This window comes from Nonomuraea sp. CA-141351, from assembly GCF_050944675.1.
Lineage (GTDB): Bacteria > Actinomycetota > Actinomycetes > Streptosporangiales > Streptosporangiaceae > Nonomuraea.
This window is the reverse complement of the sequence record NZ_CP191982.1, coordinates 11,716,240-11,733,891: the sequence shown is the minus strand read 5'-3', so window position 1 is coordinate 11,733,891 and position 17,652 is coordinate 11,716,240. Positions and strand designations below refer to the sequence as shown.

Annotated in this window: 19 protein-coding genes; 10 read left to right on the top strand and 9 right to left on the bottom strand. The window is 70.5% G+C overall.

Annotated features, from left to right (window positions below; translation table 11 throughout):
- Positions 1 to 45: 45 nt before the first annotated feature.
- From ACQPWU_RS55300 to ACQPWU_RS55285, 4 genes are all read left to right on the top strand, one after another.
- Entirely contained in the window at positions 46 to 741 is a 696-nt protein-coding gene (locus ACQPWU_RS55300) for a CTP synthase C-terminal region-related (seleno)protein (RefSeq protein WP_433435133.1), read from the top strand.
- Positions 738 to 1,607, top strand: a complete 870-nt coding sequence (locus ACQPWU_RS55295) for a LysR family transcriptional regulator (RefSeq protein WP_433435132.1) — start codon at positions 738 to 740, stop codon at positions 1,605 to 1,607. The genes ACQPWU_RS55300 and ACQPWU_RS55295 overlap by 4 nt, the downstream gene beginning before the upstream one ends.
- Before the next feature lie 76 nt (positions 1,608 to 1,683).
- A complete protein-coding gene (locus tag ACQPWU_RS55290) occupies positions 1,684 to 2,880 on the top strand; it encodes a site-2 protease family protein (protein WP_433435131.1) in 1,197 nt (398 codons plus the stop codon).
- Between the two features lie 161 nt (positions 2,881 to 3,041).
- Positions 3,042 to 4,334: an ArsB/NhaD family transporter gene (locus ACQPWU_RS55285; RefSeq protein WP_433435130.1), complete on the top strand. Its 1,293-nt coding sequence runs from the start codon at positions 3,042 to 3,044 to the stop codon at positions 4,332 to 4,334.
- On the opposite strand, the gene ACQPWU_RS55280 is transcribed toward ACQPWU_RS55285, so the two are convergent.
- Genes ACQPWU_RS55280 through ACQPWU_RS55265 form a run of 4 tightly spaced genes read right to left on the bottom strand, consistent with a single transcriptional unit; the run spans position 4,327 to position 8,501 of the window.
- The gene (locus ACQPWU_RS55280) at positions 4,327 to 4,785 is read right to left on the bottom strand and encodes a DUF1348 family protein (protein WP_433435129.1); all 459 of its coding nucleotides are present in this window, start codon (positions 4,783 to 4,785) and stop codon (positions 4,327 to 4,329) included. The genes ACQPWU_RS55285 and ACQPWU_RS55280 overlap by 8 nt on opposite strands.
- A gap of 17 nt (positions 4,786 to 4,802) precedes the next feature.
- Complete coding sequence (locus ACQPWU_RS55275; RefSeq protein ID WP_433435128.1) at positions 4,803 to 7,037, bottom strand: xanthine dehydrogenase family protein molybdopterin-binding subunit; 2,235 nt, start codon at positions 7,035 to 7,037, stop codon at positions 4,803 to 4,805.
- Positions 7,030 to 8,007 (bottom strand): FAD binding domain-containing protein, encoded by a 978-nt coding sequence (locus ACQPWU_RS55270; RefSeq protein WP_433435127.1) that lies wholly within the window; start codon positions 8,005 to 8,007, stop codon positions 7,030 to 7,032. The genes ACQPWU_RS55275 and ACQPWU_RS55270 overlap by 8 nt, the downstream gene beginning before the upstream one ends.
- On the bottom strand, positions 8,004 to 8,501 hold the full coding sequence (locus ACQPWU_RS55265) for a (2Fe-2S)-binding protein (RefSeq protein ID WP_433445533.1): 498 nt from the start codon (positions 8,499 to 8,501) through the stop codon (positions 8,004 to 8,006). The genes ACQPWU_RS55270 and ACQPWU_RS55265 overlap by 4 nt, the downstream gene beginning before the upstream one ends.
- Positions 8,502 to 8,617: 116 nt before the next feature.
- Between ACQPWU_RS55265 and ACQPWU_RS55260 the strand changes: the two genes are divergently transcribed.
- Complete coding sequence (locus ACQPWU_RS55260; RefSeq protein ID WP_433435126.1) at positions 8,618 to 9,262, top strand: TetR/AcrR family transcriptional regulator; 645 nt, start codon at positions 8,618 to 8,620, stop codon at positions 9,260 to 9,262.
- A 39-nt stretch (positions 9,263 to 9,301) separates the two neighbouring features.
- Here ACQPWU_RS55260 and ACQPWU_RS55255 read toward each other — a convergent pair whose 3' ends face one another.
- Positions 9,302 to 10,066, bottom strand: coding sequence for a class I SAM-dependent methyltransferase (locus ACQPWU_RS55255; RefSeq protein WP_433435125.1), 765 nt, complete (start codon positions 10,064 to 10,066; stop codon positions 9,302 to 9,304).
- A 44-nt stretch (positions 10,067 to 10,110) separates the two neighbouring features.
- The gene (locus ACQPWU_RS55250) at positions 10,111 to 11,034 is read right to left on the bottom strand and encodes an AraC family transcriptional regulator (protein ID WP_433435124.1); all 924 of its coding nucleotides are present in this window, start codon (positions 11,032 to 11,034) and stop codon (positions 10,111 to 10,113) included.
- A 113-nt stretch (positions 11,035 to 11,147) separates the two neighbouring features.
- On the opposite strand from ACQPWU_RS55250, the gene ACQPWU_RS55245 reads away from it, so the two are divergent.
- Positions 11,148 to 11,699, top strand: a complete 552-nt coding sequence (locus ACQPWU_RS55245; protein ID WP_433435123.1) for an NADPH-dependent FMN reductase — start codon at positions 11,148 to 11,150, stop codon at positions 11,697 to 11,699.
- A gap of 164 nt (positions 11,700 to 11,863) precedes the next feature.
- On the opposite strand, the gene ACQPWU_RS55240 is transcribed toward ACQPWU_RS55245, so the two are convergent.
- The gene (locus ACQPWU_RS55240; RefSeq protein ID WP_433435122.1) at positions 11,864 to 12,493 is read right to left on the bottom strand and encodes a TetR/AcrR family transcriptional regulator; all 630 of its coding nucleotides are present in this window, start codon (positions 12,491 to 12,493) and stop codon (positions 11,864 to 11,866) included.
- An 88-nt stretch (positions 12,494 to 12,581) separates the two neighbouring features.
- On the opposite strand from ACQPWU_RS55240, the gene ACQPWU_RS55235 reads away from it, so the two are divergent.
- The 3 genes from ACQPWU_RS55235 (at position 12,582) to ACQPWU_RS55225 (ending at position 15,299) form a co-directional block, all read left to right on the top strand.
- A complete protein-coding gene (locus ACQPWU_RS55235; protein WP_433435121.1) occupies positions 12,582 to 13,556 on the top strand; it encodes an aldo/keto reductase in 975 nt (324 codons plus the stop codon).
- 66 nt (positions 13,557 to 13,622) lie between these two features.
- On the top strand, positions 13,623 to 14,381 hold the full coding sequence (locus tag ACQPWU_RS55230) for a DUF429 domain-containing protein (RefSeq protein WP_433435120.1): 759 nt from the start codon (positions 13,623 to 13,625) through the stop codon (positions 14,379 to 14,381).
- A gap of 3 nt (positions 14,382 to 14,384) precedes the next feature.
- Positions 14,385 to 15,299 (top strand): hypothetical protein, encoded by a 915-nt coding sequence (locus tag ACQPWU_RS55225; protein WP_433435119.1) that lies wholly within the window; start codon positions 14,385 to 14,387, stop codon positions 15,297 to 15,299.
- Positions 15,300 to 15,321: 22 nt separating this feature from the next.
- Here ACQPWU_RS55225 and ACQPWU_RS55220 read toward each other — a convergent pair whose 3' ends face one another.
- Positions 15,322 to 15,702 (bottom strand): winged helix-turn-helix transcriptional regulator, encoded by a 381-nt coding sequence (locus ACQPWU_RS55220; RefSeq protein ID WP_433435118.1) that lies wholly within the window; start codon positions 15,700 to 15,702, stop codon positions 15,322 to 15,324.
- A gap of 132 nt (positions 15,703 to 15,834) precedes the next feature.
- Between ACQPWU_RS55220 and ACQPWU_RS55215 the strand changes: the two genes are divergently transcribed.
- Positions 15,835 to 16,722 carry an alpha/beta fold hydrolase gene (locus tag ACQPWU_RS55215; RefSeq protein ID WP_433435117.1) on the top strand — a complete coding sequence of 296 codons (888 nt, stop codon included), beginning with the start codon at positions 15,835 to 15,837 and terminating at the stop codon, positions 16,720 to 16,722.
- Between the two features lie 4 nt (positions 16,723 to 16,726).
- Here ACQPWU_RS55215 and ACQPWU_RS55210 read toward each other — a convergent pair whose 3' ends face one another.
- Complete coding sequence (locus ACQPWU_RS55210) at positions 16,727 to 17,599, bottom strand: SAM-dependent methyltransferase (RefSeq protein WP_433435116.1); 873 nt, start codon at positions 17,597 to 17,599, stop codon at positions 16,727 to 16,729.
- Positions 17,600 to 17,652 lie beyond the last annotated feature (53 nt).

Sequence of the window (17,652 nt, the reverse complement as noted above, 5' to 3'; positions counted from 1 at the left end):
TTTGAGCATTGGCCCTCATGCCCCTGACCTCGCATAGTGGGGCCCATGAAGCCTTCCCTGCAGGTCGTGGTCGTCGGTGACCACGACGCGACGTACACCCCGCATGTGGCCACCGACGACGCGCTGCGCCACGCCGCCGATCACCTGGGTGCCGGGATAGAGGTCCGCTGGCTGGCCACCGAGCCGCTCGAGTCGGACCTGTCCGGCGTGCGGGCCGCCGACGTGCTGTGGTGCGCCCCCGGGAGCCCGTACCGCAGCCTGCGTGGCGCGCTGGCCGCACTCCGTCACGGCCGTGAGCACGGCGTGCCCACCCTGGGGACGTGCGGCGGCAGCCAGCACATGGTGATCGAGTACGCCCGCCACGTGCTCGGGTTCGAGGACGCGCAGCACGCCGAGTACGACCCCTACGCCTCCAGCCTCTTCGTCTCCGAGCTGGCGTGCTCGCTGGCGGGCAGGACCATGCCCGTCACGCTCACGCCCGGCTCCATGGTGGCGGGCCTGTACGGGGAGAGCGAGGTGAAGGAGCAGTACTACTGCAACTTCGGCCTCAATCCGGCCCACCAGAGCGCCCTGCACGAGGGCGGCCTGCAGGTGACGGGCGTGGACGGCGACGGTGAGGCCCGGGTGCTGGAGCTCCCCGGGCACCCGTTCTACCTGGCCACGCTGTTCGTGCCGCAGACGAGATCGTCGCCCGGACATCCGCACCCGCTGGTCGTGGGGCTGCTGCGCGCGGCGCTATGACGTTCACGCAGCTCAGGATCCTGCAAGCGGTCGCGCGTACGGGCAACATGACCCGCGCGGCCGAAGAGCTGAACACCACGCAGTCCGCGGTCAGCCACGCGTTGCGCGGCCTGGAGAGCGAGCTCGGAGTCTCCCTGCTCGTCAGGGGAAGCCACGGGGTGAGCCTGACCGCCGCGGGGCGTGCCGCCTGCCGCCGTGCCACGCTCATCCTCACCCAGCTCGAAGCCCTGGAGCAGGAGGTGGCGGCGGCGCGCGGGGAGGAGCGCGGCAGCCTGCGCGTGGGCGCCATCCCGAGCGCCAACGCGCGCCTGCTGCCGCGGATCCTGCGGGCGTTCGGGGAAGCGCATCCCCGCGTGCGGCTCACCGTGATCGAGGGCTCGGACGGGGAGGTGCTCGACTGGCTCCAGACCGGCGCAGCCGACATCGGCACCCTGACGGCCGGGGCCGTCGCCGCGGACACGTCCGATCTGGTCTTGCGCCCGCTCACCACCGACCGGATGCTGGCCGTCCTGCCCAGCGGGCATGCGCTGGCCGTACGCCACTCCGTGCCGGTCGCGGACCTGGCCCGGCACCCGTTCATCATGTCCACGGGCGGGTGCGAGCCGCTCATCACGGCGCTCGCGCGAGAGGCGGGGGCGAGCCTGCGCTGCCACTACCGCGTCCGCGACACCAACAGCATCCTCGCGATGGTCGCCGAGGGGCTCGGCGTGAGCGTCCTCCCCGAGCTGTCCCTGCCCGCCCACCACGCGGGCATCCACGCGGTCCAGCTCGAACCGGCCGCGGACCGCACCATCCTGCTCGCCCTCCCCGCCGACCCGCTCCCCGCGGCCACGGCGTTCGCCGAGCTGGCGGGCGCTTGGGCTTGACGCCTGAGCTGGCCTGAAACGTGCCTGTTCGGGCAGTTGGCCATGGGGTGCGTAAGTCGATCCCCAGGGAGGCGAGATGCGTTCATCGATCCCGTTGGGCCGCATCGGGGGCGTGCAGGTGGGGCTCAACATCAGCGTTCTGGTCATCGTCGCGATCCTGGTGTTCGGGCTGGCCTTCGGGCGGTTCCCCGTGGTCTTCCCCGGACACCCCCTGGTCGTCTACCTGGTGGCAGGGCTGGTGGCGGCCGTGCTGTTCATGGCCTCGCTGCTCGCGCACGAGCTGGCGCACGCGATCATGGCGCGGCGGGAGGGCGTCGAGGTGTCGCGGATCACGCTCTGGCTGCTCGGCGGGGTGGCGGAGCTACGTGGTGAACCGCGCACGCCCGGCGCGGATCTGAAGATCGCGGTGGTGGGCCCCGTGACGAGCCTGCTCGCCGGGCTGGTGTTCGGGGCGGTGGCGTGGCTGATCTCGGGGCTGGTCCCGGGCGTGTCGCTGGCGGCCGGGGTGTTCACGTACCTGGCTGCGGTGAACGTGCTGCTCGCCGTGTTCAACCTGGTCCCGGCGGCGCCGCTGGACGGCGGACGAGTGCTGCGAGCGATCCTGTGGATGCGCTGGCACGAGCGGGCGCGGGCGGCGATCGTCGCCGCACGGGCCGGACGCTGGTTCGGGTACGCGCTCATCGTGCTGGGGTTCCTGCAGGTGGCCACCGGGCGCAGCTTCGACGGGCTGTGGCTGGCCCTGATCGGCCTCTTCCTGGTGAACGCCGCCACTGCCGAGGAGCAGCAGACCCGGCTGGGCAGCGCCCTGCACGGGATCCGTGTCGCGGACGCGATGTCGGGGCACCCCGTGGTCGCCTCGCCGGACGAGACCGTGTCCGGGCTCATCGAGCGGGTGATCCTGCGGCACCGCCTGTCCACATATCCGCTGGTGGGCGCGGACGGGTCCTTCCGCGGCCTGGTGACGCTCAACCGGATCCGCCAGGTGAAGCCGGAGGTGCGCGACACCGTACGGCTCGCGGACATCGCCTGCCCGCCGCAGGACGTGCCGCAGGCCCGGCCCGATGAGCCGCTGACCGACCTGCTGGCCAGGATGCAGGGATGCGCCGACGGGCGGGCGGTCGTGCTCGATCCGGACGGGCGGCTGGTCGGGCTGCTGACGCCCACGGACATCAGCAGGACGATCCAGACGGCCGACCTGCGCGGCGCGCTCTCGGGGCCGCGGGGCGCGGACCTCGCCCCGCCGTACCACGGCCATCACCGCGACGCCGCATGACGTGTGGTGCTTTTACGGGACAGGCCGCACCACAGACCTGGGTGTAATGGGCCGTGGTCGTTTGCGCGTCTTGATAGGTTGTTGACGGGTGTGCCGGGAAGTCTGGTCGGCGATCGTTCCGTCGTTCCCAGGAGTTCGCCGCCGATGTTCCCGAAAGCCTCATGACCGTCACGGCCTGGGTCGCGGTGGCCGCGTTCCTGTTCGCGTACACGCTGATCGCCACCGAGAAGGTGCACCGGGTCGCCGCGGCCCTCGGCGGCGCGGGGGTCATGCTGCTGATCCACGCCACCGACGCGGGCGCGGCGTTCTTCGACGAGCACACCGGGATCGACTGGAATGTGATCTTCCTGCTGCTCGGCATGATGGTCATCGTCGGCGTCCTGAAACAGACCGGGATATTTGAATATTTGGCGATTTGGGCGGCTAAACGCGCCCGAGGACAGCCGTTCAGGCTCATGGCGCTGCTGATCGTGATCACCGCGTCCGCCTCGGCGTTGCTGGACAACGTGACCACCGTGCTGCTGATCGCCCCCGTGACGTTCCTGGTGTGCGAGCGGCTGGCGGTGCCCGTGGCCCCGTACCTGATCGCCGAGGCCATGGCGTCCAACATCGGCGGCGCGTCCACGCTGGTCGGCGACCCCCCGAACATCATCATCGCCAGCCGCGGCGGCCTGACCTTCAACGACTTCCTCGTGCACATGACGCCGCTGATCGTCGTGCTGGTGGCGGTGTTCATCGGGCTGTGCAGGTGGCTGTTCAGGGCCTCGTTCCGGTACGACCCCGAGCGGGCCGCGGAGATCATGGCGTTGAACGAGCGGGAGGCCATCGCCGACCGCAGGCTCCTGTGGCAGTCGCTCGCCGTGCTGGCCCTGGTGATGGCGGCGTTCGTGCTCCACCCGGTGCTGCACTACGCGCCGTCCGTGGTGGCGCTGCTCGGCGCGGGGGTGCTGGTGGCGGCCACGAAGGTGACGACCGAGGAGGCCATCCGCGAGGTCGAGTGGCCGACGCTGGTGTTCTTCGCCGGCCTGTTCGTCATGGTCGGATCGCTGGTGGAGACGGGTGTCATCGACCAGGTCTCGAAGGCCGCCGCACAGGCCACCCACGGGCAGCTCGGCCTGACCACGATGTTGCTGCTGTGGGTCTCGGCCGGGCTGTCGGCCGTCGTCGACAACATCCCGTACGTCGCCACCATGAGCCCCATCGTGGCCGACCTCGTGCAGGCCAACGGGGGCAGCGGGCCGGCCAAGGTGCTGTGGTGGGCGCTGGCCATCGGGGCCGACCTGGGCGGGAACGCCACGGCCGTCGGGGCGGCGGCCAACGTCGTCATCCTCGGCATCGCCGCCCGCAACGGCACCCCGATCAGCTTCTGGCAGTTCACCAAGTACGGGCTGGTGGTCACGTTCGTGACCGTGGCGCTGTCGGTGCCGTATCTGTGGTTCCGCTACCTCACCTGAGGGGCAGCACGTCCACACCGCGCTCGTCGTCACCGCGCGGGCCGAAGATGCGGCGCTCGCTCTCCTCGATGCGCACGTCGTTGATGCTCGCCTCCCTGCGCCGCATCAGCCCCGACTCGTCGAACTCCCACTGCTCGTTGCCGTAGCTGCGCCACCACTGCCCGGTGACGTCGCGTGACTCGTACTGGAAGCGGACCGCGATGCGGTCGCCGAGCACGCCCCACAGCTCCTTGCGCAGGGCGTAGTCCAGCTCCCTGTCCCACTTGCGGCGCAGGAAGGCCCTGATCTCGTCACGGCCGGTCAGGAACTCGCTGCGGTTGCGCCACACCGAGTCCTCCGTGTAGGCGAGTGCGACCTTGTCGGGGTCGCACGTGTTCCAGGCGTCCTCGGCGGCCTGCACCTTGATGCGGGCGCTCTCCTCGGTGAACGGCGGGACGGGCGGGCGCGACATGATCGCCTCCTCGGCACTCAGAGAGGAAGCAGCTTATCGAGCGTGATCGGCAGATCACGGACCCGTTTGCCCGTGGCGTGGCGCACGGCGTTCGCCACCGCCGCGCCGACCCCCGTGATGCCCACCTCGCCCACCCCGATCAGTCCCAGCGGCATCGTCGGGTCCGGCTCGTCCAGCCAGTCCACGTCGATGCGCGGGATGTCGGCGTGCACGGGAACGTGGTACTCGGCCAGGCTCGCGTTCACGATCCGCCCGGTGCGCTGATCGACCAGCGTCTCCTCCGACAGCGCCAGGCCGATGCCCATCACGATGCCCCCGCGCAGCTGGCTCGCCACCGTCTTCGCGTTGATCACCCTGCCGACGTCGAACACGCCCACCCAGCGCGACACCCGTACCTCGCCCGTGTCCCGGTCCACCCGCACCTCGCAGAACTGCGCCCCGGACGCGGCCTTCACCCACCGCCTGCGGTCGCGGACGGTCTTCGCCAGGAACCTGAGCATGCCCATCCCGGCCGCGGCCTCCAGATGGTCGCGGCCGGCGCGGGCCAGGATCGCCGCGTACGTCTCCCCACGGGAGCCCTGGTAGAGCCCGCCGTCCCGGGCCTCTGGAGCGGTCACGCCGCGCAACGGGGAGTCCGGCGACTTCCGCGCCAGATCGAGCGCGGCACGCCGCAGCTTGCGGCAGGCCTCCACCACGCCTGCTGCCACGCTCGCCGTCTGCCCCGAGCCGCCCGCCATCGGGCCCTCGGGCAGCTCGGAGTCGCCGATCTCGACGCGTACCGACTTCAGCGGCACGCCCAGCTCGTCCGCGGCGATCTGCGCCTGCGCGGTCGCCGCGCCCACGCCGATCTCGTGCAGGCCACACCGCACCACGACCCCGCCGTCCGCGCCCAGCCGCACGGTGACGCTCGCCGGGAGCTGGAAGGCCGGGTGGTACGCGGACGCCACGCCCATGCCGACCAGCCACCGCCCGTCGCGCATCGACCCGGGCCGCGGATCGCGCTCGCGCCACCCGAACCGCTCCGCCCCCACCTCGTACGCCTCGCGCAACATCCGGTGCGCGAACCGCTTGCCGTCGAGCGGGTTACGCGCGGGCTCGTTGCGCATCCGCAGCTCGATCGGGTCCATGCCCAGCTCCCAGGCCAGCTCGTCCACGGCCGATTCCAGGGCGAAGGTGCCGATGGACTCGCCCGGGGCCCGCATGAACGTGTTCGAGACCAGGTCGAGCTGGACCAGGCTCTGGCGCAGGCGGATGTTCGGGGAGTCGTACAGGTGCCTGGAGGCCGAGGTGATCTGCTCGGGGCCGCCGCCGACCCGGCCCGTCCTGGCGACGCTGGTGTGGATCAGCGCGGTCAGCTTCCCACCGGAGTCCGCGCCCAGCGCGACCCGCTGGGTGCTCGCGGTCCGGCCGCCGACCGTGTGGTAGACGCCCGCCCGGGTGAGCGCCAGCCGTACCGGGCGCTTGGTGGCCCGGGCGGCCAGTACGGCGAGCAGCGTGCCCGCCCACACCGAGCCCTTGCCGCCGAACCCGCCGCCCACGTAAGGGGAGAGCACGCGGACGTTCCCCTGGGGAACGCCGAACCGCTGTGCGAGGTGGCTGCGCATCCACGCGATGCCCTGCGTGCCCTCGTGCACGGTCAGGTGGTCGCCGTCCCACACGGCGGTCGTCGCGTGCGGCTCGATCGCGTTGTGGTTGTGCGACGGCGTGGTGAAGCGCAGGTCCACCGAGACCGCCGCGGTCGCCAGCGCCGCCTCCGCGTCCCCCTTGTTCGCCGCCGCCGGCATCAGCGCGTTGCCCTTCTGCGGGGTGGCGTTCGGCTCCTCGGCCGCGAAGTCCACCACGGCGGGCAGCTCCTCGTACGTGGGCCGCACCAGGTCCGCCGCGTGCCGCGCCGCCTCGGGCGACTCGGCCACCACGACCGCCACAGGCTGGCCGTTCCAGTGCACCTCGTCCGTGGCCAGGTAGTTGACCGACGTCCCGATGACCATCGTGCTGGGGTTCAGCAGGCTCTGGGAGGGCGGGGGCTTCATGGCGGGGGCGTTCTCGTGCGTGAGAACGTCGATCACGCCCTTCACGGCCCGCGCCGCTTCGGTGTCGATGGCGGTGATGCGGCCTCGGGCGATCGTGGCGTGCACGAGCGCGGCGTGGGCGAGGTCCGGGTACGGGTGCTCGGCCGCGAAACGAGCCTGCCCGGTGGTCTTGGCCCGGCCGTCCAGCCGATCGACGGGACGGCCGACGTACTTGTCACTCATCCACAAGCTCCCTCAACGTGGCCACGATCGTGGCCCGGGCCAGCTCGACCTTGAACGCGTTGCCCGGCCGGACGGTCGCGGGGACCAGTTCGGCCTCAGCTGCCCGGCCGAACGCCTCCTCGGTCGCCGGACCGCCGACCAGGGTCCGCTCCGCCTCGTGGGCGCGCCACGGCTTGGCCGCGACGCCGCCCAGCGCCAGGCGGGCCGCCGTCACGGTCCCGTCCCGCACCTCCAGCGCCGCCGCGACCGAGACCAGGGCGAACGCGTACGACGCCCGGTCGCGCACCTTCCGGTAACGGGAGTTGGCCGCGACCGGCGCGGGCGGCAGCTCGACCGCCGTGACCAGTTCGTCCGCGGCCAGCGCGGTTTCGACCTCCGGGGTGTCGCCGGGCAGCAGGTGGAAGTCCGCCAGCGGGATCCGCCGCGTCCCGCGTACGCTCCTGACCTCGACCGTGGCGTCCAGGGAGGCGAGCGCCACGCACATGTCGGAGGGATGGGTGGCGATGCAGTTCTCGCTCACGCCCAGGACGGCGTGGCCGCGCGTGAACCCGCCGAGCGCGTCGCAGCCGGCGCCCGGCTCCCGCTTGTTGCAGGCGTACGCCTGGTCGTAGAAGTAGCGGCAGCGGGTGCGTTGCAGCAGGTTGCCGCCCACGGTGGCCATGTTGCGCAGCTGGGGCGAGGCTCCGGCGAGTATCGCCTGCGACAGGACCGGGTAGGCGGCGCGGACCCTTCGGTCGGCGGCGAGGGCGTTGTTGCGTACCAGCGCGCCGATCCGCAGCCCGCCGCCGGGCAGCTCGTCCACCTCGTCGAGCGGCAGCCCGGTGATGTCGACCACCGTTTCCGGGTGTTCGATGCCCTCGCGCATGAGGTCGACCAGGTTCGTGCCGCCGCCGAGGAACTTCGCGCCGGGGCCGATCGCTTCCACGGCCTCCGCGATGTCGAGGGGCTTCACGTACGCGAACGGCTTCATGGCGCCTCCTGCGCGGCGACGTCCCTGATGGCGTCGAGGATGCCGTTGTAGGCGCCGCAGCGGCACAGGTTCCCGCTCATGCGCTCTCGGATCTCGTCGTCGGTCAGCTCTGTACCGCCTCGGTACGGGGTGACGGAACTGGGCATGCCCGCGGCGTGCTCGGCCAGCATGGCGACGGCCGAGCAGATCTGGCCCGAGGTGCAGTAGCCGCACTGGAGCCCGTCATGGCGCACGAACGCCTGCTGCATCGGGTGCGTGTCCTCGCCGTCCTTCGCGATCCCCTCGATCGTGGTGATCTCCTTGTCCGCGTACTGCATGGCCAGGGCCAGGCAGGCGTTGATCCGCACGCCGTCCGCGAGGACCGTGCAGGCACCGCATGCGCCCTGGTCGCAGCCCTTCTTGGGGCCGGTCAGCCCCAGGTGGTCGCGGAGGGCGTCGAGCAGGCTCACCCACGGCTCGATGTCGAGGGACTCGACCACGCCGTTCACCCGCATCCGTATCTCGGTCACACGCTTCCTCCCTCTGTAGGAGGCCGACGCTAACAGAACAGCGTTCCCTTAACAAGAGAACGGTATTCTCTAAACTCTTGGTCGGTATGCTGGAGCGCGACATGACGAGGGCATTCGTCCGGGCCAGGCGGCCGGAGCACAAGCAGCAGCGGCGCGAGGCGATCCTCGCCGCCGCCCGCGACCTCGCCGTCGCCTCCGGGGTGCGCAACGTCAGCCTGGGCGCGGTCGCGGAGGCCGTCGGGCTGGCGAAGTCCAACATCATGCGATATTTCGGGACTCGCGAGGAGATCTTCCTCATCCTGGCCGCCGAGGAGTGGCAGGAGTGGTCGGCAGCAGTCATCGCCCGGCTCGAGGTCTCGGACGACGCGGTGACGGCACTCGCGGAGACGCTCGTGGACCGGCCGCTCCTGTGCGACCTGATGAGTCACGCCTCGACCTCCCTGGAGCAGAACGTGTCCGTCGAGGCGGCCCGCACGTTCAAGCGCGCCATCCTGGCCGTCATCGCCGACCTGGGCACGCGCGTCTCCCAGGTGACGGGCTTGACGGACAGTGAAGGGGTGGAGCTGGTCTCCGCTGCCAGCGCCCTGGCCGGGGTGCTCTACCCCGTCTCGAACCCCTCGCCGGCCCTCGCCGAGCTGTACGCCCAGGACCCCGACATCGCCGCGACCTGTCCCGTCTTCCTCCCCACCCTTAGCCGCGCGCTCAAGGCGCTGGCCGCCGGCCTCCCCGCGCTCAGGGAGGACTGAGCACGCCGGTCCGCTCGGCGCTGTGTGTGCGCACGCTCCCTAGGGCATTCCGGGAGGGACGGGTTCCGCGGTACCGCGCCGCGCCACGAACACGAACTCCCTGCCCGGCCGGTCGGGTGCGTCGCGTACGTCCTCGACGACGAAGCCGTGCTCGTGCAAGTCCCGCTCGATCTCCGTACGTTCGCGGAAGCGGAGTGTCGATTCCGAGGTCAGCACGTCCCCGTCCGCAGCGAACACGTGCGTACCCCGGAAGCTGACCAGCGGCAGGCTCACGTCCGTCAGCTCGGCCCAGGTCTCGACGTGGCCGACGCCCGGGATGTCCGTCATGCGGTACGTGGTCTCGCGCGTCCACTCCGCCCACTCCTCCCACACGCGCTGCGCCGGATCGCGCGTCTCGAAGACAAGCCGCCCGCCGGGCCGCAGCGCCTCGTACGCGCCACGCAGCGTCGTACGCCATGCCTGCGGATCGACGATCGCCTGGGCGACGTTCCCGGTCATCGTCACCAGGTCGATCTGCATGGGCGGCAGGTCTCCAGCGTCGCCGTCGAGCCAGCGCACCCGCTCCGAACCCGGCTTGCCACGCGCGACGTCGACGGACGCCCGCGCGGGATCGATCCCGGTGACCGTGATCCCGCGCTCGGCGAGCAGCAGCGCGAACACGCCCGTGCCGCACCCGATGTCCAGCACGGACCGCGCGCCGAACTCCTCCGCCATCGCGAGATACGCGTCGAGATCGCTGCGGTCCGGATCGAGTGGGTCGTAGATCGTGGCGAGGCGCGGATGCCCGAAAGTTGCGTCAATCATGGAGGCGAACGTATGTGGCCCCGAGCCCGCGCGGCCACTGCTTTCTAGGCCACCGCGACTTGGCGGCGGTACCGGCCGGGCGCCACGCCGAACTCTCGCTTGAAGGCGTTGCCGAAGGCGAACTCCGACCCGTACCCCACTCGCTCGGCCACCTCCGCCACCGACGCGTCGGACTCGCGCAGCATGCGCGCCCCGCTCATCAGCCGCCACCAGGTCAGGTACGCCAGCGGCGGCTGCCCGACCAGTCCCGTGAAGCGGCGGGCGAAGCCGGCGCGCGACATGCCCGCGTGGGCGCCGAGCGACTCGACCGTCCAGCGGCGGGCCGGGTCGCGGTGGATGGCGTCGAGCGCGCGGCCGATACCGGGGTCGGCCAGCGCGGCGGCCCAGCCGGACAGCGTGCAGGGCTCGTCCTGAGTCTCGAAGTAGGCCCGCAGGACGTACAGCTGCAACATGTCGAGCAGGGACGACACGACGGTGTCCGTGCCGGGACGGGGGGTGTCGATCTCGGCGGCCAGCAACTCGACGGCGGCCCGCAGCTCCGGGTGGCTGCCGAGCGTCGCGGGCAGGTGAATCACGCCGGGCAGCGAGTCCAGGATCGGGTGCGTCCTGTCGAGGTCGAGCCGGTAGCCGCAGGACAGGGTCACGGTCTCGGGCCCGGCGCCGCCGAAATCGGCCGAGGCGAACAGCTCGGAATGCGGGTCGCAGTCCGACTCGACCAGCGGCCGCGCGGGATCGTCGGCCAGCCCGAACGAGTCGCCGTGCGGCAGGAACACCAGGTCGCCCACGCTCAGCGGAACGGGCTCGCCATCCTGGGGAATGAGCCAGCAGGATCCGCGCAGCACCACCTGGAAACCGGCGAACCCAGGCGCCGCGCGGAACGACATGCCCCAGGGCACCCGCCAGGAGACGCGGGCGGAGGTGGGGCGCCCGCACCGCATGAAGGCCACCACGTCGCTCAGCACATCCATGCGACGAGTCTATAACCTGAGACGCTGGCGTATAAATGTTGGACAGCAGCGCATTCAGTATCTCAGTAGGTCTCCCTACGGTGGTTCGCGTAACCGATTGAGGGAGCATTGACATGCTGAAGGTAGGCATCATCCTGGGCAGCACCCGTCCTGGCCGCAACGGCGAGGTTGTGGCGCACTGGGTCCGCGATCTGGCGGTCAAGCGAGGCGACGCCGAGTACGAGCTCGTCGATCTGAAGGACTACGACCTGGGCAACCTGGACGAGCCCGAGCACCCCGCCATGGGCAACTACCAGCACGAGCACACCAAGCGCTGGTCGGCCAAGGTCTCGTCCCTGGACGCGTTCGTGATCGTGACCCCCGAGTACAACAACTCGTACCCCGGCGCACTCAAGAACGCCCTCGACTTCCTGTACACGGAATGGAACAACAAGGCGGCCGGGTTCGTCGGCTACGGCGTGGACGGCGCGCCCCGGGCGATCTCGCACCTGCGGCACGTCCTGGGCCTGCTCAGCGTGGCCACCGTGTCGAACCAGGTCGGGCTGTCGATCCACACCGACTTCGCGGACGGCTTCAAGCCCGCCGCCGCCCAGGAGGACCGGTTGAACCTCGTCCTCGACCAAGTCCTCGCCTGGGGCTCCGCCCTGCGTCCGCTCAGGGGGTGAGCCGGCGACGGATGGGCGTCCCCGTCAGGCGCCCACCCCGGTCCGGCTGTCGTTGAGCCGGGCGTTCGGCACCCACGCCTCGTCGAGCCGGCGGCCGAACTCGCACGGTGGGGCCGCCCGGTCGACCGGGCGGCCGCATCAGCCCTTGGTCTGGTGCCGGGCCGTCAGCGGGCGTCGCGCAGGCGCAGGAGATGCCCGGTGATGTGGTCGCGGGCCGCGGTGACGGCGCGGGCCGCATGATCCTCGACGTCTTGCGGCGGGCGGGTGCCGTTGAAGAGCAGGGTGGCGTAGCCGTGCGTGGTGGACAGGTGCACGTAGACGAAGTCGGCGGTGTCGGCCCAGGAGGTGTCGGTGGGCAGCACGTCCGAGGCCAGGCGCATGAGTACGGCCGTGAGGCGGCGGCTCTGCTCCTGGATGGTCGGTCGGTTGGGCTCGGCGAAGTCGTAGGAGTAGAGGAGGTCGAGTCCGGCGCGGTGCTCCAGGACGTAGCGGGTGTAGGCGCCCGCGGTGGCGGCGAGCCGGTCCACGGGATCGGGCCCGGCACCTTCGGCCGCCTCGACGAGGAGGGCGGTGATGTCGCTGAGGATGGCGGCCGCGCAGGCGGCGAGCAGCGCCTCTCGATCGGGGAAGTGCCGGTACGGCGCGGCCGACGACACACCCGCGCGGACGGCGACCTTCGCCACGGAGAAACCGGCGACGCCCGACTCGGCCAGGAGTGCGAGGCCCTCGCGGATCAGCTCGGCGCGCAGGTCGCCGTGGTGGTACCCGCGTTTCGGCGGCGTGGGACTGCTCACGGCGAACGATTCTCCCTCCCCTTCCAATGTTAGAGTACTCTTACTTAATGTTAGAGCTCTCTTACATCTACGGGAACGAGGACGCGCCATGGAACAACGGACTCTCGGACGGCAAGGGCTGACGGCGTCAGCACTGGGATACGGCGCGATGGGCATCTCCCTGGCGTACGGGCCGTCGGATGAGAACGAGGGGGCCGCGACGATCCGCCGCGCCCACGAGCTGGGCGTGACGTTCTTCGACACGGCCGAGCTCTACGGACAGGGCGAGAACGAGCGGATCGTCGGGGCCGCGCTCGCCCCGGTGCGCGACGAGGTCGTCATCGCGACCAAGTTCGGCTTCGACTTCACCGGCACCCGGGAGGGCGGGGTCGACAGCCGCCCCGAGCACATCCGTGAGGTCGTCGACAACAGCCTGCGCTACCTCGGCGTCGACGTCATCGACGTGCTCTACCAGCACCGGGTCGACCCCAATGTGCCGATCGAGGACGTGGCCGGGACGGTCAAGGAGTTCATCGACGCCGGCAAGATCCGCTATTTCGGTTTGAGTGAGGCGGGGGAGACGACCATCCGCCGGGCGCACGCCGTACAGCCCGTCTCGGTCCTGCAGACCGAATACTCGCTGTTCGAGCGGGATGTCGAGATCCTCTTCCCCGTCCTGCGCGAGCTTGGGATCGGGTTCGTCCCCTATTCGCCGCTCGGCCGCGGCTTCCTCACCGGCCAGGCCAAGCCCGGCGCCGAGTACGATCCCACCGACATGCGCAGCTGGGACGCCCGCTTCCAGCCCGGCAACTACGAGAAGAACCTGGAGGCCACCCGACGGCTCGCCGACCTGGCCGCGACGAAGGACGCCACCGTCGCCCAGCTCGCCCTGGCCTGGCTCCTGGCCCAGGGCGAGGACATCGTTCCCATCCCCGGCACCCGCAGCATCGAGCGGCTGGAGGAGAACGTCGGCGCCGCCGGCCTCACCCTCGATGACACCGACCTGAAGCACATCGCCGAGATCCTCCCGACCGGCGGCTTCGGCGCCCGCTACCCGGAGGGCATGCTCCCCACCTGGGACTGACCCGCCCTGCGTCTGATCTCGTCTCATATGGTGAGCCCTTGGTGAGTCGGGCCCTATCGTGAGGGTGTGTTGACGGTCGGCGTCGATCTCGCCGCGGAGGCGGTACGGACCGCGGTGGCCTGGCTCGACTGGTCGGGCGGCCGTGCCCGGCTCGTCCGGGTGGTGGCCGGGGCGGACGACGATGTGATCGTCGATGCGGTGATGGGCGCGAGCAAGGCGGGGATCGACTGCCCGCTCGGCTGGCCCGACAGGTTCGTCGACTTCGTCACCGCCCACCGCGCCGGCCATGTCCAGGTGCCCGAGGGTCTCGCGGGCCGGGCCTGGCGGCGTGATCTCGCCCTCCGCGTCACGGACCAGGTGGTGCACCAGCAGACCGGGCTCACGCCGCTCAGCGTGTCAGCCGACCGCATCGGCCACGCCACCATGCGCTGTGCCGCCCTGCTGGCCGAGCTGGCGCGCCGGGGCCGGCCGGTCGACCGGCGCGGCGTCGGGGCCGTCGTGGAGGTCTACCCGGCGGCCTGTCTCAAGCGATGGGGACTGCCGTACCGGGGCTACAAGCGCGCCGCCAACCTCACCGAGCTGGGCCTTCTCGTGAACCGGCTGCTGGAGTCGGCGCCCTGGCTGGACCTCGGCGAGTACGAGCCGCTCTGCCGGGCCTCGGACGACGCCACCGACGCCGTCGTCTCCGCACTCGCCGCACGCGCATCGGCCCTCGGCCTGGTGACCGTACCGACAGGGGAGCAGTCCGACGCGGCGTCCACGGAGGGCTGGATCGCCCTACCCACCACGACCCTGAACATTCTGAGAACCTCCGACATCTCATGATGCATGAGATTTCGTACGGCTCTGGGGACACTTCTCCTGACCCCCATAACACTGATCGCACAGCCTGCGGCGGCTGCCGCGCCGGCCACGATCGCGTACGCGCAGCTGACGCAGACCTGGGAACTGGTGCTCACCGACGGAGACGTGGTGGAGGTGCCGGAGGCGCTCGCCAAGGCGCCTGATGACGCGGTCAATGCCGGTGCCCGGGCGCCGTTCCTGGTCAGTGGGGATGGGCGGCATTTCCTTTATTTCCGGAAATCGGACAAGCGGTTCGTCGAGCGCACTCTGAGCAGCAGGGAAAGGGTCGTGTCGCGGAAGTACACGACGGACACGATCTACGAGGAGTGGCCGTGGGTGTCGGACGACGGCAGTTACGTGGTCACGGGTACGTCGGCGCCGGGGCTGGGGGTCTTCGCGGACCTGCGGAAAGGCAAGGTGCTGCCGCCTCCAGGAAAGACGGATGAGTGGGGATTCGTGGGATTCAGCCCGGACGGCAAGCGGCTGCTGCTGGACGGGGAACGGCTGACGCTGTTCGACCGAGGGCTGCGCACCCGGCTGCGGCTGAAGACGCGGCTGGGGCCGACGGCGCTGGCGAACGACTACGTGACGACGGCGGTGCTGGTCGGCACGTACCCCAAGTACCGCAAGCTGCGCCTGCTCAACCTGCGTACCGGCCGCGCGGGCGGCACGGTCACCGTGCGGTTGCCGCGCGGGCAGTACATCGACGACCTGGACTTCGACCGGGCGGGACACGTGATCGTCCGATCGAGGACCAGGACCGGCGTGGCGATCTACCGGGTCTCGAAAGCGACCGGCAAGGCGACGCCGCTACGGACGATCGCAAGGCCTGATGTGGCGGTCTGGGTGCTCCCGGGGGACAGCACGTACGAGCCGTGGACGGAAAAGAAGAGCAAATGAGGCTGTTCCGCGCGATATGGAGCTACGCGTCGGCGTCGTCGGCCTGGCCTTGGCTGATCGCATTGGCACGGTCGATCTCGGCCATGTTCTCCTCGGCCCAGGCCCTGACGGCGGCGAGCGCGACCTCGAGGGACAGACCCAGGTCGGTGAGCCGGTAGTGCACGCGCGGCGGCACGGTCGGCTCGACGCGACGGGTAACCAGGCCGTCGCGGGTCAGGCTCTGCAGGGTAGTGGACAGCATCTTCTGCGACACACCGGGCATCCGCCGCCGAAGCTCGGCGAAGCGCACCTCTAGCGGGGATGCCTGCGCGAGGACCTTGACCGCCATGGACGTCCATTTCGTGCCGATGCGATCCAGCAGTCGACGGGTCGGGCATTCAGGATCGAAGAGGTCACCGCGCACGCCCTTCGCCGTGCCGGCTGGAGAGGAGGTCACCTGCAGCTCACCACCTGTCGAGAAAGTGCCGTCTTGGCCTCGTAGATGAGGTTACCTAATCTCTGGTGGTAACCACTGGTTACCGACTTCGGAGAGATCATGCCTGGTGCCGTCCCTGCCCCCGCCATCCGCCATTCCACCCCTCAGACCTCCCTACGCCGGGTCGCGGCCAACGGCATCGAGATCAACGTGGCGATCGCCGGGGATGGGCCCGCCGTCCTGCTGCTGCACGGCTTCCCGCACACCTGGCGACTGTGGACCGAGGTCATCACCGGCCTCGCCGGGCGATACCGTGTCATCGCCCCCGACCTGCGAGGGCTCGGCGGCACGACGAGAGCAGCGGACGGCTATGACGCCGGCACCCTCGCCATCGACGCCGAAGAACTCCTCGACACGTTGGAAGAACCATCGGCGGCGGTCGTGGGCATCGACGCGGGCGCCCCTCCGGCCTTCTTGCTGGCCATGCGACGGCCCGCCCGCGTACGACGGCTGGTCCTCATGGAGTCATTGCTGGGCCGGCTGCCCGGCGCCGAGGACTTCCTCACCGACGGGCCACCGTGGTGGTTCGGGTTCCACTCGGTTCCAGATCTCGCCGAGACGGTCCTGACCGGGCACGAAGCCGACTACATCGACTGGTTCCTCACCACCGGAACCCACGGCCGCGGTTTGCCACGCCGGATCCGAGACGCCTTCGTCAGCGCCTACACCGGACCCGACGCCCTGCGCTGTGCCTTCTCCTACTATCGAGCCCTGCCCACCAGCGCACGACAGATCCAGAACGCCGTCGACTCTCACCGGCTCACCGTGCCCACGATGGCCATCGGCTCCCACCCCGTCGGCGCCGCCCTCGAACGGCAGTTGCGACCCCTCACCGACGACCTCACCGGCCATCTCATCGAGGACTGCGGCCACATCATCCCGCTCGACCGCCCCGACGCCCTGCTCCCGCTGCTGACATCCTTCCTCGGCGCCGATCAGCACGCATGACCGCTCATGCCACAACCGCCCAGCGACGGGTACGAACGGCGGTGAGGAAACCTCCGCTCGCGGGACCGGGGGCGGGACGGCCGTAGCAGGCGGCGAGTTCGGCAAGATCGTTGATCTGGGGTTGCCAGCCGTGCCGGCGGAGCCAGCCGGGAGCGTCTTGGCCCAGTCCTCCCTTCCACAGCGATGTGTACGGGTCCATCGTCGGCATGCCACGAGCCTGGGCGAGGAGCACGGAGCCGGCGATGTCGCCATGCTCGAAGGCCAGTTGGCTGCCCGGCGCGGACAGCTCGCCGACTGCTGTCAGCAGACGCGCGGCCTCATCGGCCGTCAGGTAGAGCAGCAGCCCCTCCGCCAGCCACGCTGTCGGAGCCGCGTGATCGAACCCGGCCGCGACCAACTCGCCCGACCAGCTCTCGCGCAAATCGACAGGAAGAACGCTGCGCTCGCACGTCGGCACCGCATCGCATCCGGCCAGTACCGCCTCCTTGAAGGCGAACACCTCGGGAAGGTCGAGTTCGAACATCCTCACACCGCCCGGCCACGGAAGCCGTAGGGCACGCGTGTCGAGCCCCGCGGCGAGTAGAACCACCTGTGCGCAACCGGCGGCCGTGGCGGTGAGCAGATAGTCATCGAAGAACCGCGTGCGAAGTACTCCGTGGAAGGCGAACACGGCGCCCAAGGACGCCAGCGGCCCCAGTTCCGCGAGGTCTTCGGCGGATGTGGGCTCCTCGGGGAAGGCCCGGGGCGCAGCGTCCAGGAATCTCTGAGCGTACGGGTCGTTGAACAGCCGATCGTCCCTGAGGCTCTCGCCTGCCCTCACCATCGCCACCCCCAGCGCCGTCTTGGCCACGCCCTTCAGCGAGCCGTGTGGTCCCATCGCTGCCTCCTCTCTTTCATCGCTGACGATACATCGCTGGCGATATTTCTGCA